The organism is Streptomyces hygroscopicus subsp. hygroscopicus (assembly GCF_030269125.1).
GTDB classification, from domain to species: Bacteria; Actinomycetota; Actinomycetes; order Streptomycetales; family Streptomycetaceae; genus Streptomyces; species Streptomyces hygroscopicus_C.
In genome coordinates, this window is record NZ_BSSM01000002.1 from 609,693 (window position 1) to 623,299 (window position 13,607).

Annotated in this window: 13 protein-coding genes; 6 read left to right on the forward strand and 7 right to left on the reverse strand. The window is 70.7% G+C overall.

Going from position 1 to position 13,607, the window contains the following annotated elements; genetic code table 11:
* Nucleotides 1-42: 42 nt before the first annotated feature.
* From QSK45_RS07235 to QSK45_RS07250, 4 genes are all read right to left on the reverse strand, one after another.
* Nucleotides 43-621, reverse strand: a complete 579-nt coding sequence (locus tag QSK45_RS07235) for a TerD family protein (RefSeq protein WP_285554370.1) — start codon at nt 619-621, stop codon at nt 43-45.
* 100 nt (nt 622-721) lie between these two features.
* The gene (locus QSK45_RS07240; protein ID WP_285554371.1) at nt 722-1,297 is read right to left on the reverse strand and encodes a TerD family protein; all 576 of its coding nucleotides are present in this window, start codon (nt 1,295-1,297) and stop codon (nt 722-724) included.
* A gap of 138 nt (nt 1,298-1,435) precedes the next feature.
* Nucleotides 1,436-1,894, reverse strand: coding sequence for a peroxiredoxin (locus tag QSK45_RS07245; protein ID WP_285554372.1), 459 nt, complete (start codon nt 1,892-1,894; stop codon nt 1,436-1,438).
* Between the two features lie 121 nt (nt 1,895-2,015).
* Nucleotides 2,016-2,453: a DUF3052 domain-containing protein gene (locus tag QSK45_RS07250; protein WP_285554373.1), complete on the reverse strand. Its 438-nt coding sequence runs from the start codon at nt 2,451-2,453 to the stop codon at nt 2,016-2,018.
* Nucleotides 2,454-2,912: 459 nt separating this feature from the next.
* Here QSK45_RS07250 and aceE point away from each other — a divergent pair, with 459 nt between their 5' ends.
* Nucleotides 2,913-5,660, forward strand: a complete 2,748-nt coding sequence (gene aceE / locus QSK45_RS07255; RefSeq protein ID WP_285554374.1) for a pyruvate dehydrogenase (acetyl-transferring), homodimeric type — start codon at nt 2,913-2,915, stop codon at nt 5,658-5,660.
* 363 nt (nt 5,661-6,023) lie between these two features.
* Here aceE and QSK45_RS07260 read toward each other — a convergent pair whose 3' ends face one another.
* Complete coding sequence (locus QSK45_RS07260) at nt 6,024-7,559, reverse strand: MFS transporter (protein WP_395484867.1); 1,536 nt, start codon at nt 7,557-7,559, stop codon at nt 6,024-6,026.
* A 206-nt stretch (nt 7,560-7,765) separates the two neighbouring features.
* Between QSK45_RS07260 and QSK45_RS07265 the strand changes: the two genes are divergently transcribed.
* The 3 genes from QSK45_RS07265 to QSK45_RS07275 all read left to right on the forward strand — a co-directional run bounded on the left by QSK45_RS07265 (nt 7,766) and on the right by QSK45_RS07275 (nt 10,703).
* Nucleotides 7,766-8,392, forward strand: coding sequence for a TetR family transcriptional regulator (locus QSK45_RS07265; protein ID WP_285554378.1), 627 nt, complete (start codon nt 7,766-7,768; stop codon nt 8,390-8,392).
* Between the two features lie 184 nt (nt 8,393-8,576).
* On the forward strand, nt 8,577-9,797 hold the full coding sequence (locus tag QSK45_RS07270; protein ID WP_285554380.1) for an alpha/beta hydrolase: 1,221 nt from the start codon (nt 8,577-8,579) through the stop codon (nt 9,795-9,797).
* Between the two features lie 66 nt (nt 9,798-9,863).
* Entirely contained in the window at nt 9,864-10,703 is an 840-nt protein-coding gene (locus QSK45_RS07275; protein ID WP_285554382.1) for a DUF4429 domain-containing protein, read from the forward strand.
* Here QSK45_RS07275 and QSK45_RS07280 read toward each other — a convergent pair.
* Nucleotides 10,700-11,722, reverse strand: coding sequence for an aldo/keto reductase (locus QSK45_RS07280; protein ID WP_285554384.1), 1,023 nt, complete (start codon nt 11,720-11,722; stop codon nt 10,700-10,702). The two genes, QSK45_RS07275 and QSK45_RS07280, sit on opposite strands and share 4 nt — an antisense overlap.
* The gene (locus QSK45_RS07285; RefSeq protein ID WP_285554386.1) at nt 11,719-12,183 is read right to left on the reverse strand and encodes a MerR family transcriptional regulator; all 465 of its coding nucleotides are present in this window, start codon (nt 12,181-12,183) and stop codon (nt 11,719-11,721) included. The genes QSK45_RS07280 and QSK45_RS07285 overlap by 4 nt, the downstream gene beginning before the upstream one ends.
* Before the next feature lie 95 nt (nt 12,184-12,278).
* Here QSK45_RS07285 and QSK45_RS07290 point away from each other — a divergent pair, with 95 nt between their 5' ends.
* Both QSK45_RS07290 and QSK45_RS07295 read left to right on the forward strand, forming a co-directional pair.
* A complete protein-coding gene (locus tag QSK45_RS07290) occupies nt 12,279-12,755 on the forward strand; it encodes a GNAT family N-acetyltransferase (protein ID WP_285554387.1) in 477 nt (158 codons plus the stop codon).
* Nucleotides 12,756-12,774: 19 nt separating this feature from the next.
* Nucleotides 12,775-13,602, forward strand: a complete 828-nt coding sequence (locus QSK45_RS07295; protein WP_285554389.1) for a serine hydrolase domain-containing protein — start codon at nt 12,775-12,777, stop codon at nt 13,600-13,602.
* Nucleotides 13,603-13,607: the final 5 nt, after the last annotated feature.

Consider the following 13,607-nt stretch of genomic DNA (forward strand, 5'->3'; position numbering starts at 1 on the left):
GGGGCGCCTCCGAGGAGAGTTTCCCCCGCGCCGAGCACGGCTTTACGAAACGTTGACCCCAAAGTCTAGAGCGATTCCGCGCAGTCCCGACGCGTACCCCTGACCTACCGCCCGGAATTTCCATTCACCCTGGTAGCGGTACAGCTCGCCGAAGATCATCGCGGTTTCGGTGGAGGCGTCCTCGCTGAGGTCGTAGCGCGCGAGCTCCTGGCCGTCGGACTGGTTGACCACGCGGATGAACGCGTTGGAGACCTGTCCGAAGGTCTGGCCGCGCTCGTCGGCCATATGGATGGAGACGGGGAAGATGATCTTCTCGCACTGGGGCGGCACCTTGGCGAGGTCCACCAGGATCGACTCGTCGTCGCCCTCGCCCTCACCGGTGAGGTTGTCACCGGTGTGCTCGACCGAACCGTCCGGGCTCTTGAGCTGGTTGTAGAAGACGAACCACTCGTCGCCCAGCACCCGGTTGTTGGCGCCGCACAGCAGCGCGCTGGCGTCCAGGTCGAAGGGGGCGCCGGTGGTGGAGCGCGCGTCCCAGCCGAGTCCGATCATGACGTTGGTGAGGTTCGGTGCGGCCTTGGAGAGGGAGACATTGCCTCCCTTGGCGAGCGTCACGCCCATGATTGCTGGTCCTCCCCTGACGGTGCTTCCCTGTTTCCTGCGCGTCCGGCGCCGGCCGTAAACGGCGCGGCGCCGGACGTTTCCCCAGTTCTGACGGGCGTCAGACGTTGACGCCGAAGTCCTGGGCGATGCCGCGCAGCCCGGAGGCATAGCCCTGGCCGATGGCGCGGAACTTCCACTCCGCGCCGTTGCGGTACAGCTCGCCGAAGACCATCGCGGTCTCGGTGGAGGCGTCCTCGCTGAGGTCGTAGCGCGCGATCTCGGCGCCGCCGGCCTGGTTGACCACGCGGATGAACGCGTTGCGCACCTGGCCGAAGGACTGCTGGCGGTTCTCGGCGTCGTAGATCGACACGGGGAACACGATCTTGTCGACGTCGGCGGGGACGCCGGCGAGGTTGACCTTGATCTGCTCGTCGTCGCCCTCGCCCTCACCGGTGAGGTTGTCACCGGTGTGCTCCACGGAGCCGTCGGGGCTCTTGAGGTTGTTGAAGAAGACGAAGTGCTGGTCGCTGACGACCTTGCCGGAGTTGTTCAGCAGCAGCGCGCTCGCGTCGAGGTCGAAGTCGGTGCCGGTCGTGGTGCGCACGTCCCAGCCCAGTCCGACGATGACGGCGGTCAGGCCCGGGGCCTCCTTGGTCAGCGAGACGTTGCCGCCCTTGCTGAGGCTGACTCCCACGAGTCCTCCATGTGGTGTCGAGGGGCGGGGAGCCCCGTCGTGCTTCGGATATGGGATCAACGAGCCGATCCTAGTGACGAGTTCCCGCCCCCCGCAGACCCTGGACCCGAAGGTTCCCAGGTTCGGCCGACCGGCCGACTACAGGGCGTCGAGCGCCTTCACGTACTCGTTCAGGTCGCGCGCGTCCGGCAGGCCGTTGACCACGGTCCAGCGCACGACGCCGTCCTTGTCGATGATGAAGGTGCCTCGCACCGCGCAGCCCTTGTCCTCGTCGAAGACGCCGTAGTCGCGGCTGACGTTGCCGTGCGGCCAGAAGTCGCTGAGCAGCGGGTACTCCAGGCCCTCCTGCTCGGCGAAGACGCGCAGGCTGTGGATGGAGTCGTTCGAGACGGCGAGCAGCTGGGTGTCGCGGTCGGCGAACTTCGGCAGGTTGTCGCGCAGCTCGCAGAGCTCGCCGGTGCACACGCCGGTGAAGGCGAAGGGGTAGAAGAGCAGGACCACGTTCTTCTCGCCGCGGAAGTCGGCGAGCCGCACGGTGCGGCCGTGGTTGTCCTTGAGCTCGAAGTCGGGTGCCTTGTCGCCGACCTGGATCGCCATGTCGTGCTTCCCTTCGGTGGGCTGTTCGGGTGAGAGCACAGCAAACGCTCGGGTCCACCCTACGCAGCGATCACCTGGGTTCCGGACGGGCCGGGGCGAGATCCGGCCCGTCCGGACGCGGTCACCGCTTCGACTTGGCCGCCTTCGGCGTGGCCAGCCGGCTGCCGCTCCAGTCCTTGCCGACGCTGACGCTCTTCGCTGCGGTCAGGCCGGCCGTCGTCGCGGCTTCCGAGATGTCGCTCGGTTCCACGTATCCCGAACGGCCGGTCTTCGGCGTGAGGAGCAGGATCGCGCCGCCCTCTTCGATGTACGTGGTGGCATCCACCAGCGCATCCGTCAGGTCGCCGTCGTCGTCACGGAACCACAGCACGACGGCGTCGGCCACGTCGTCGTATTCCTCGTCCATCAGGTCGCCCTCGACGGCTTCCTCGATGGCCTCGCGGAGTTCCTGGTCGACGTCGTCGTCGTAGCCGATCTCCTGGACCACCTGTCCGGGCTGGAACCCCAGCCTGGCGGCAGGGTTCGTCCGCTCCTCCGCGTGGTCCGCGGTCGCGCTCACGGGGTGCCTCCTGATCATGTCTTGGGGAATATCTCAGCCACGCGCGTGCGCGAAGCATTGGCCGTAGTCCACACGGGCGGGGCGGATAGCGCAAGTACCCGGCCGTCCCGACCGTCGAAACGGTGACGATACAGGCCGTGTCGTGGCAACTTCTGGCACCGTATCCCGATTCCGTGCCGCCCACATCACCCGCATGTGCCCGGTTTGCCCTCAACGGAATCATCCACGGATGGAACCATCGAACAACTTTGCCAAGCGCGTCACACCCCGGGCGTATCGTTGCGTTTTGACCGGCGGTGTGCTCCGGCGGTACGGCGGGGTGGCGACGGTGGAGATGACGGACGACCTCCCGCGGTACACGATGGGGAACGGCGCGGGCACTGGCAGTAGGCACGAGCAGTACCTACGGGCAGTAGGCACGAGCAGCAAGAACCGCCCCTCCGACAGGTAAGGAACAGCGTGGCTTCCGGATCCGATCGTTCCCCGATCATCATTGGCGGCCTTCCGAGTCAGGTTCCTGACTTCGATCCCGAAGAGACCCAGGAGTGGCTCGACTCCCTCGACGCCGTCGTGGACGAGCGCGGCCGGGAGCGGGCGCGCTATCTCATGCTGCGGCTGATCGAGCGGGCCCGCGAGAAGCGCGTGGCCGTGCCCGAGATGCGCAGCACGGACTACGTCAACACGATCCCGACCAAGAGCGAGCCGTTCTTCCCGGGCAACGAGGAGATCGAGCGCAGGATCCTGAACGCGACGCGCTGGAACGCGGCCGTGATGGTGTCGCGCGCCCAGCGCCCCGGCATCGGTGTGGGCGGCCACATCGCCACCTTCGCCTCCTCCGCCTCGCTCTACGACGTGGGCTTCAACCACTTCTTCCGCGGCAAGGACGAGGGCGACGGCGGTGACCAGGTCTTCTTCCAGGGCCACGCCTCCCCCGGCATCTACGCCCGCGCGTTCCTGCTCGACCGGCTCACCGAGAACCAGCTGGACGGTTTCCGCCAGGAGAAGTCGAAGTACCCGAACGGCCTGTCCAGCTACCCGCACCCGCGCTCCATGCCGGACTTCTGGGAGTTCCCGACGGTCTCCATGGGCCTCGGCCCGCTGGGGGCGATCTACCAGGCGCGGATGAACCGCTACATGGAGGCGCGCGGCATCGCGGACACCTCCAGGTCGCAGGTGTGGGCGTTCCTCGGCGACGGCGAGATGGACGAGCCGGAGTCGCTCGGCCAGCTCACGCTCGCGGCCCGGGAGGGCCTGGACAACCTGACCTTCGTGGTCAACTGCAACCTCCAGCGCTTGGACGGCCCGGTGCGCGGCAACGGCAAGATCATCCAGGAGCTGGAGTCGGTCTTCCGGGGCGCCGGCTGGAACGTGATCAAGCTGATCTGGGACCGCTCCTGGGACCCGCTGCTCGCGCAGGACCGGGACGGCGTCCTGGTCAACAAGATGAACATGACCCCGGACGGGCAGTTCCAGACGTACGCCACGGAGTCGGGCGCGTACATCCGCCAGCACTTCTTCGGCGACGACCACCGGCTGCGCGCGATGGTCGAGAACATGACCGACGACCAGATCCTGCACCTGGGGCGCGGCGGTCACGACCACCGCAAGATCTACGCGGCGTTCAAGGCGGCCAGCGAGCACAAGGGCCAGCCGACGGTCATCCTGGCCAAGACGATCAAGGGCTGGACGCTCGGCCCGAACTTCGAGGGCCGCAACGCCACGCACCAGATGAAGAAGCTGACGGTCGACGACCTGAAGCGCTTCCGGGACCGGCTGCACCTGCCGATCTCCGACCGGGAGCTGGAGTCCGGCCTGCCGCCGTACTACCACCCGGGGCGGAACTCGGAGGAGATCCAGTACATGCACGACCGCCGCAAGGGCCTCGGCGGGTACGTCCCGACGCGCGTCGTGCGTTCCAAGCCGCTCGCGCTGCCGGACGACAAGGCGTACGCGACCGTGAAGAAGGGCACGGGCCAGCAGTCCATCGCGACGACGATGGCCTTCGTGCGCCTGCTCAAGGACCTCATGCGGGACAAGGAGATCGGGCGGCGCTTCGTGCTGATCGCGCCGGACGAGTACCGCACGTTCGGCATGGACTCCTTCTTCCCGAGCGCGAAGATCTACAACCCGCTCGGGCAGCAGTACGAGTCCGTGGACCGGGAACTGCTCCTCGCCTACAAGGAGTCGCCGACCGGCCAGATGCTGCACGACGGCATCTCCGAGGCGGGGTGCACGGCGTCGCTGATCGCGGCGGGTTCCGCGTACGCGACGCACGGCGAGCCGCTGATCCCGGTGTACGTCTTCTACTCGATGTTCGGGTTCCAGCGCACGGGTGACCAGTTCTGGCAGATGGCCGACCAGTTGGCGCGCGGCTTCGTCCTCGGTGCGACCGCGGGTCGTACGACGCTCACCGGCGAGGGGCTCCAGCACGCCGACGGGCACTCGCAGTTGCTGGCCTCCACGAACCCGGCGTGCGTCGCGTACGACCCGGCGTACGCCTACGAGATCGCGCACATCGTCCAGGACGGCCTGCGCCGGATGTACGGCGGCTCGGAGGAACACCCGCACGGCGAGGACGTCTTCTACTACCTCACCGTCTACAACGAGCCGATCCAGCACCCCGCGGAGCCGGCCGGCGTGGACGTCGAGGGCATCGTCAAGGGCATCCACAAGCTCTCCGACGGCCCCGGCGGGTCGGTCCCGGCGCAGATCATGGCGTCGGGCGTCGCGGTGCCGTGGGCGCTCCAGGCGCAGCGGATCCTCGCGGAGGACTGGAACGTACGGGCCTCGGTGTGGTCCGCGACGTCCTGGAACGAGCTGCGGCGCGAGGCGGTGGCGTGCGAGGAGCACAACCTGCTGCATCCCGAGGAGGAGCAGCTCGTGCCGTACGTGACGCGCAAGTTGAGCGGGTCGGAGGGTCCGTTCGTGGCCGTTTCCGACTGGATGCGCTCGGTCCCGGACCAGATCGCGCGCTGGGTGCCCGGCCCCTACCAGTCCCTCGGTGCCGACGGTTTCGGCTTCGCCGACACCCGCGGGGCGGCCCGCCGCTTCTTCCACATCGACGCGCAGTCGATCGTCGTGGCGGTCCTGACGGAACTGGTCCGCGCCGGCCGGATCGACCGCTCGGTACTGAAGCAGGCGATCGACCGGTACCAGGTGCTGGACGTGACGGCGGCGCACCCGGGTGCGGCGGGGGGCGACGCGTAACGGTGCCGGAGGGCGCGGGCCGGCTGCGGCGGGCCGGGCGCCGGGTGGCGTACCGGCGCTGACCGGGTGCTGTCCGCGCCCACCCGTGCCGCCCCGGCGGCACGACGGCCCGCAGTACGGGCGCTCCGCCGGCGGCCGGCGGAGCCGCAGTTCCCCGGGGGCACCGGGAACTGCGCGACCGGCCACGACGGAGCCGCACCCGGCGCACGGCCCGGCCCCACCGCGGCGGACCGCAGACGCGACACCGCTCCCCTCCTGCGCGGTGCGCGTCTGCGGTCGGGCTGCCGGTGCAGAACTCTGTCCCGCGCCCACCACGCCACGCCAGGGAACGCCGATCACGTCACCCGGCCGGGCGACCGCAGGTCAGATGTGGCCCACGCCCGCCCCCGCCTCCGCGTTGCCGCCCCGCTTGGTGAGGAAGGCCACCAGGACGGCGACCACGGCGACCCCCGCGGCGACCAGGCACGCGAGGCTCATGCCGGAGATGAACGTGTCGTGCGCCACGGCCGTGATCTTGGCGGCTATCGGCGCCGGTATCCCCTTCTGCACCGGCGCCACACCGGCCTGCACCGCCTCCGACGCCTGGTCCAGCTGCGCCGGCGTCAGCGGCTGCAGCCCCGCGCCCTTCCAGTTCCCCGGCAGCGCGCTGTCGACCTTGGAGGCCATCACCGCGCCCAGCACCGCCGTACCGAGGCTGCCGCCGATCTGCATGGCGGCCTGCTGGAGACCGCCGGCCACGCCGGACAGCTCCATGGGCGCGTTGCCCACGATGACCTCGGTCGCGCCGACCATGACCGGCGCGAGGCCGAGGCCGAGGAGGGCGAACCAGATGGACATCACGCCGCTGCCGGTACCGGCCTTGAGCGTGGACATCCCGTACATGGCGATCGCGGTCGCGGCCATGCCGCCGGCCAGCGGGACCCGCGGGCCGAGCTTGGTGATCGCGGCGCCGGCGAGCGGCGAGGCGACGATCATCATGCCGGTGAGCGGCAGCAGGTGCAGGCCCGCGTTGACCGGCGTCATCCCGTGCACGTTCTGGAGGTAGAAGGTCACGAAGAACAGGCCGCCCATGAAGGCGATGGCCATGAGGACCATCAGGACCACACCGGCCGACAGCGGCACGGAGCGGAACAGGCCGAGCGGGATGAGCGGTTCGGCGACCCTGGTCTCCCAGAACGCGAAGAACGCGAAGAGCAGGACCGAGGCGACGATGAAGCCCCAGGTCCTCCCCGCGCCCCAGCCCCAGGACGGCGCCTTGATGAGCGCCCAGACGAGGCAGAACATCGCGCCGGACAGCAGGGCGATGCCGAGCACGTCGAAGGAGCGCGGCGCGTTCTTCGCGCGGTGGTCGAGCAGGATCAGCAGGCCGAGGACCAGGGCGATCGCGCCGACCGGCACGTTGATGAAGAACACCGACTGCCAGTTGACGTGCTGGACGAGCACGCCGCCGAGGATCGGGCCGCCCGCGGTGGACGCGCCGATCACCATGCCCCAGATGCCGATGGCCATGTTGAGCTTCTCGGCCGGGAAGGTGGCCCGCAGCAGGCCGAGCGCGGCCGGCATGAGCAGCGCGCCGAACAGGCCCTGGAAGACCCGGAAGGTGATGACGGCGGAGATGCTGTGGGACAGCCCGATCGCGCCCGAGGCGGCGGCGAAGCCGGTCACGCCGATGAGGAAGGTCTGCCGGTGGCCGAAGCGGTCACCGAGCTTGCCCGCGGTGATCAGGGTGACCGCGAGGGCGAGGAAGTAGGCGTTGGTGATCCACTGCACGTCGGCGAAGGTCGCGTGCAGATGGTCGCGGATGGCCGGGTTGGCGATGGCCACGATGGTGCCGTCCAGGGCCACCATCATGACCCCTACGGCGACGGTGATCAGGGTGAGCCACGGGTGGCCGCGCATCCCCGTGACCGGGGCTTGCTCCGCCGGGGCCGGCGGGGCTCCGTCACCCGGCTCCGTCGTGTCGATGGTGGTCTGACCAGTCATGTGTTCGAGCCTAGTGACAGCCACTGACAGTTGACAAACAATTTCATAAGTCGGTAACTGACAGGGCACACTGCCATAGGGCTGAGCTGGCCGGATGTTCAGGAAGGGGCCGACGAGGGGCCATGGAGACGCTGCGCGAGCGCAAGAAGCGGCGTACCCGGGAGTCGCTGCTGCGGGCCGCTCTCGAACTGTTCACCACCCAGGGGTACGAGCGCACCACGGTGGACGAGATCGCCGCGGCCTGCGAGGTCTCGCAGCGCACCTTCTTCCGCTACTTCGCGGGCAAGGAGGACGCGGCCTTCGCGGTCCAGGAGATGACGGAGGCCCTGTTCCTGGCCGCCCTGCGCGCCCGGCCGGCGCACGAGGCGCCGATGGAGGCGCTGCGGCAGGCGGTCCTGGAGGGCTGGGACACGCTCCGGGAGACCGTCGAGTCGGCCGTGCCGATGGAGCTGTACCTGCGCATGTACCGGACCATCGAGTCGACGCCCGCGCTGCTCGCCGCCCACCTGCGCCGCTCGACCGCCGTCGAGGAGACCCTCGCGCGACTGCTGGCCGAGCGGGAGGGCGTGGACGTGGACACGGACCCCCGGCCGAGGCTCGTGGTGGCGGTGTTCGGCGGGGTGATAAGGGTCACGGAGCGGCAGTGGTGCACGGGCCGGGACTTCAGCCTGGAGGCCGTCAGGTCGCTCACCGCCTCCTACCTCGACCAGGTGACGTCGGCCCTCCGGGGGAACTGGCGCACGGGCTGAGGCCGTTGCCCCGGCGCCGGAAAGATCGTCGGAGGTGCGCCCGGAGGGGCGCGGCCGGGGTGCCCGGCGGACCGACCGGGGCACGCTCGAAAGATCGTTCACCGAGTGTTCGATCTCCACCGAAACGTGATCCCTGTCACTGGGTTACCGCGAGACCGTCTCGTTCTCCTAGTGTGTCCTCCCAGTGACTTCCTTCGACACCTCCTCCCCGCAACTCAACGTCTGGCGCGCGATGCTGGCGCTGGCCGTCGTGTTCGTGATGCTCGCCACCACCGGCTGGACCGCCCTGCGCACCCACCGGGAGTCCGGCGAACTCCAGGCCTCGCTCGACAGCTGGAAGCACGGCAGCCTCCACGGAGCGCGGCTCCCGGACCCGGGGGCCGGTCCCACGCGGCTCACCCGGTTCTTCACCTCGCTCTCCGCGCAGGACCGCGCCCGCCTCGCCCGCCGCTACCCGCTCGCGGTGGGCAACATGAACGGCGCGCCGGTCTCCCTGCGCTACCGCGCCAACCACATCGCCCTGGAACAGCAGCGCGCGGTCGAGCGCACCCGCATGCACGACAGCCGGCTCAGCGCGGCGGGCCAGCAGGACGCCGGGCGCCGCATGCACCGCTACGCGTCGCTGCTGGACCCCGGCCGCCAGATCCTCTCCTTCGACCCGGAGGGCACCGGCCGCGTCGCCGAGGTGTTCGGGAACCTGACCAGGGCGCAGCGGATCTCGGTCGTCGTGCCCGGCGTGGACACCGACCTGCTCAGCTTCCAGAAGACCAACCGCCCCTACACCGCCCCGGTCGGCATGGCCAAGGCGCTGTACGCGGCGGAACGCGCGGCCGCCCCCGGGACCCGTACGGCCGTGATCGCCTGGGCGGACTACACCTCCCCCGACGGCCTCGGCGTGGACGCGGCCACCGGAGCGCGCGCGGCGGAGGGCTCCCTGCGGCTGAACGCGCTGCTGCGCGCCCTGCCGGGCCGGGCCCCGGTGTCGATGTTCTGCCACAGCTACGGCTCCGTGCTGTGCGGGGTCGCCGCGCACGACATGCCCCGGCGGGTCGCCGACATAGCGGTGGCCGCCAGCCCCGGCATGCGCGTCTCCAGGGCCGCGAACCTCGGCACCACCGCCCGGGTGTGGGCCATGCGGGACGCCACCGACTGGATCCAGGACGTGCCGTACCTGGAGCTGGGCGGGCTCGGGCACGGCGCCGATCCGGTCGCCGCGGGCTTCGGCGCCCGGGTGCTGTCCGCGCGGGACGCGCAGGGCCACGCCGGGTACTTCACGCCGGGCACGGACAGTCTGCGCAACCTCGCGGACATCGGCACGGGCGCGTACGACTCGGTGGAGTGCGCCGGCGGAAGTGACGCCTGCCGGGCAGGTCTGCCCGCGACGACGACGGCCCAACGCGCGTAGAAACAGCAGGAAGTGCGGTCTGCGCGGGTGGCGACGGAGGGGCACGTGCCGCATACGATGAGCCGCATGGGTGACGTACTGGCGGGTTTTCATGCCGTCTGGGAGTTCGAGTCCGACTCCGTGCTCATCCGCTACGAACGGGGGATTCGAACACCGAAGTTGTTCCAGGCGCTCGGGGAGCGGCGGATACCGCTGTCCGCCGTCGAGGAGGTCACGCTCGCTCCGGGCAAGCGCGGCACCCTCGTGCTGCGTCTGGTGCCCCGTTCCGGTGCGGATCCGCTCATGGAGGCGGCGGACGGGCAGCTGAAGGAGGGTTCCGACCCGTACCGGCTGGTCCTGCCGGCCGAGCGGGAGCCCGAGGCGGCGTCCCGCGCCGAGGAACTGGCGGCGCGGCTGACGGAGCCGGGGCCGGCGGACCGCTATCTGGTGGCCGCGCCCGCGGCGCCGTTGCAGTTCAAGGCGTACGACGGGAAGGCGACGTTCGACGGGACCTCCGTGCAGTTCCGGTGGTCCTGGACCGGCGCGTCCACGGCCAAGTGGAAGGCCGGCGACCAGAGTTACGCGGTCGCCGACCTCAGCGGCGTGGAGTGGCGCTCCCCCGAAGCGCTGGAGGGGTACCTACGGCTCCGCGCCTCGGGTTCGGACCCGGTCGCCGCGCCCGACCAGGACCCGGCCGCGGTGGTGTTCGGACTCGGGTACGGCCCGGTGCACGAGTCGCTGCCGTTCGCCGCGGCGGTTCTCGCGGCGGTCCGCTCACGCGGGCCGGTGCCGGCGGTGCCGCGGTGCCGTCGTGATCCCGCGGACATCGCCGAGCGGATCCGGCACCTGGGGGACTTGCATCAGGCCGGGTTGGTCACCGACGAGGAGTTCTCCAGCAAGAAGGCCGAGTTGCTGGCCGAACTCTAGAGCCGCTCCCGGCCCGCCGAGGTGAACGTCATGTCCGCGTACCGGTCGCCCGCCACCTTGCCCGCGATCGGCTCCAGTCGGGCCAGCTCGGCCTCGGTCAGGGTGATCCGGGTCGCGGCCACGTTCTCCTCCACCCGGTTCGCCTTGCGGGTGCCCGGGATCGGGACGACCGGCAGGGAGTCGACGGCGGCGCGCTGCTGGACCCAGGCCAGGGCGATCTGGGCCGGGGTGGCTCCGTGGGCGGCGGCGATGGTGTGCAGGGGCTGGAGCAGGGCCGCGTTCGCGGCGGCGTTGTCGCCGGTGAAGCGGGGCTGCTGGCGGCGGAAGTCGTCGGTCGTGAGGTCCTTGTCGGCGTTGGCGAAGGACCCCGTGAGGAAGCCCCGGCCGAGCGGCGAGTACGGCACCAGGGCGACGCCCAGCTCCCGCGCCGCCGGCACGACGTGCGCCTCGATGTCCCGGCTGAACAGCGACCACTCCGACTGCACGGCCGCGATCGGGTGCACGGCGTGCGCCGCGCGCAGTTCCCGCGCCGTGACCTCGCTGAGGCCCAGGTGCTTGACCTTGCCCTCGCGCACCAGCTCCGCCATCGTGCCGACGGTCTCCTCGATCGGCACGTTCACGTCGCGCCGGTGCATGTAGTAGAGGTCGATCACGTCGACGCCGAGCCGCTGGAGGCTGCCCTCGACGGCCTCGCGGATGTACGGGGCGTCGTTGCGGATGATCCGCCTGGTCGGGTCGTCCTCGGGAATGGACAGGGCGAACTTGGTGGCGATCACCACCTCGTCGCGGTGGGCCCGGAAGAACGGGGCGAGGAACCGCTCGTTCTCGCCCGCGCCGTACGCGTCGGCGGTGTCGTAGAGGGTCACGCCCAGCTCCAGCGCCCGGTCCAGGGCGGCGCGCGCCTGCGCGGTGTCGGTGGGGCCGTAGCCGAAGCTCATGCCCATGCAGCCGAGTCCCTGTACGCCGACCTCGGGCCCCTGCGCTCCCAGGCGTGCCGTCGGAATCCTGGCGTCGGTCATCGATTGTTCCCCTCTGTGGCGTAAAAACTGATCTTGCGGTCGAGCACGGCGAGCGTGTCCCGCAGCTCCGCGATCCGGCCGAGCACGTCCCGGCGGGTCTGCTCCAGCAGTTCCTGCCGCTCCCGGTAGGTACCGGCCCCCTCGCGCACCAGTTCCGCGTACCTGACCATGTCCGCCACCGGCATGCCGGTCAGCCTCAGCTTGGTCACCAGGTCGAGCCAGTCCAGGTCGCGGTTGCGGTAGCGGCGCTGACCGGTGTGCGAGCGGTCGACGTGCGGCATCAGGCCGATCCGTTCGTACCAGCGCAGCGTGTGCGCGGTCAGGCCGGTGAAGGCGGCGACCTCACTGATCGTGTAGTGGTCCTGCCCGTCCGGGCGCGGGTGGCGCGGGGGACGCGCGGAGCAGATGTCGGCGGGGCGGGAGTCCTCAAGGGTCGCAGGGGTGGTCTGCATCACCGTCATGGCTCAACGCTATGGCCTTCGAGTGCACTCCAAGCAAGCGGAGCCGGTAAGAAAACCGCGGGACCGGGCGGGGGCCGCCGGATAGCGTGCGGGGCATGAGTCTCGCACGACGGGCCACGCCCGAGGACGCCACCGAGGTACTGCGGCTGCGTCAGGTCATGTTCGATTCACTGGGGCGGCTGGGCGCGTCCGGAGCGACGAGCTGGCAGGCCGAGTCCCTGCCCCTGGTGCGCGAGCGGCTGGCCGAGGCCGACGGGGACTTCGCGGCGTTCGTCGTCGAGTCCCCGGAGCGGCCGGGCGGGCTGGCCGCGCTGGCGGCGGGCACGGTGGACTACCGCGTCGGCAGCCCCCGCGACCCGCGGGGCCGGGTCGGGACCGTCTTCAGCGTGGCGACGGACCCGGACGCCCGGCGCCGCGGCTACGCGCGGATGTGCGTGGAGGAGCTGCTGGCCTGGTTCCGGGCCAGGGGCACCGGGCACGTCCTGCTCACCGCCTCGCCGGACGCCCAGCCGCTGTACGAGGCCCTGGGCTTCACCCAGGACCCGGACCCTTCGATGCGGCTGCTGCTGTGAGCCGCATAGGCTCGGCCCCATGTCGTTGAACAGCCTGGCGTCGATCGAGAACTGGCCCGTGCCCACCGCGGCGGCGGGTGTCGTACGAGCCGACGGGACCGTCCTCGGGACGCACGGCCCCGTCGGCCACCGCTTCCCCCTCGCCTCGGTCACCAAGCCGCTGGCCGCGTACGCGGCGCTGGTGGCGTACGAGGAGGGGGCGATCGAGCTGGACGAGCCGGCCGGACCGCCCGGGGCGACGGTGCGGCACCTGCTGGCGCACACCTCGGGCCTCGCCTTCGACGAGCACCGGGTGACGGCGCCGCCCGGGGAGCGGCGGCTGTACTCCAACGCCGGGTTCGAGCAGCTCGGCGACCACATCGCCAAGGCGACGGACATCCCGTTCGCCGAGTACGCGCGGCAGGCGGTGCTGGACCCGCTGGGCATGACGTCCACCTCGCTCGCGGGCTCCCCCGCGAAGGACGGCGTCTCGACGGTCGAGGACCTGCTGCGGTTCGCGGCCGAGGTGCAGGCACCCCGGCTGCTGGACCCGCGCACGGTCGCGGAGGCGATGACGGTCCAGTTCCCCGGTACCAAGGGCGTGTTGCCGGGCTACGGCCACCAGAACCCGAACGACTGGGGCCTCGGCTTCGAGATCCGCGACGCCAAGTCCCCCCACTGGACGGGCCGTTCCTCCTCCCCGCGCACCTTCGGCCACTTCGGGCAGGCTGGTACGTTCCTGTGGATCGACCCCGACGCGAACCTCGCCTGCGCCGCCCTGGCCGACCGCGCCTTCGGCCCCTGGGCCATCGAGGCGTGGCCGGTGTTCACGGACGCGGTACTGGGCGAGACGCGCGGGGTGCGTTGACCGTC

Bases quoted from the DNA above. Each gene is read 5' to 3' on its own strand.
- QSK45_RS07235 (WP_285554370.1), bottom strand. From the start codon at position 621: ATGGGCGTGACGCTCGCCAAGGGAGGCAATGTCTCCCTCTCCAAGGCC.
- QSK45_RS07245 (WP_285554372.1), bottom strand. From the start codon at position 1,894: ATGGCGATCCAGGTCGGCGACAAGGCACCCGACTTCGAGCTCAAGGAC.
- QSK45_RS07260 (WP_395484867.1), bottom strand. From the start codon at position 7,559: ATGCGCGGCCACCCGTGGCTCACCCTGATCACCGTCGCCGTAGGGGTC.
- QSK45_RS07265 (WP_285554378.1), top strand. From the start codon at position 7,766: ATGGAGACGCTGCGCGAGCGCAAGAAGCGGCGTACCCGGGAGTCGCTG.
- QSK45_RS07275 (WP_285554382.1), top strand. From the start codon at position 9,864: ATGGGTGACGTACTGGCGGGTTTTCATGCCGTCTGGGAGTTCGAGTCC.
- QSK45_RS07280 (WP_285554384.1), bottom strand. From the start codon at position 11,722: ATGACCGACGCCAGGATTCCGACGGCACGCCTGGGAGCGCAGGGGCCC.
- QSK45_RS07285 (WP_285554386.1), bottom strand. From the start codon at position 12,183: ATGACGGTGATGCAGACCACCCCTGCGACCCTTGAGGACTCCCGCCCC.
- QSK45_RS07290 (WP_285554387.1), top strand. From the start codon at position 12,279: ATGAGTCTCGCACGACGGGCCACGCCCGAGGACGCCACCGAGGTACTG.
- QSK45_RS07295 (WP_285554389.1), top strand. From the start codon at position 12,775: ATGTCGTTGAACAGCCTGGCGTCGATCGAGAACTGGCCCGTGCCCACC.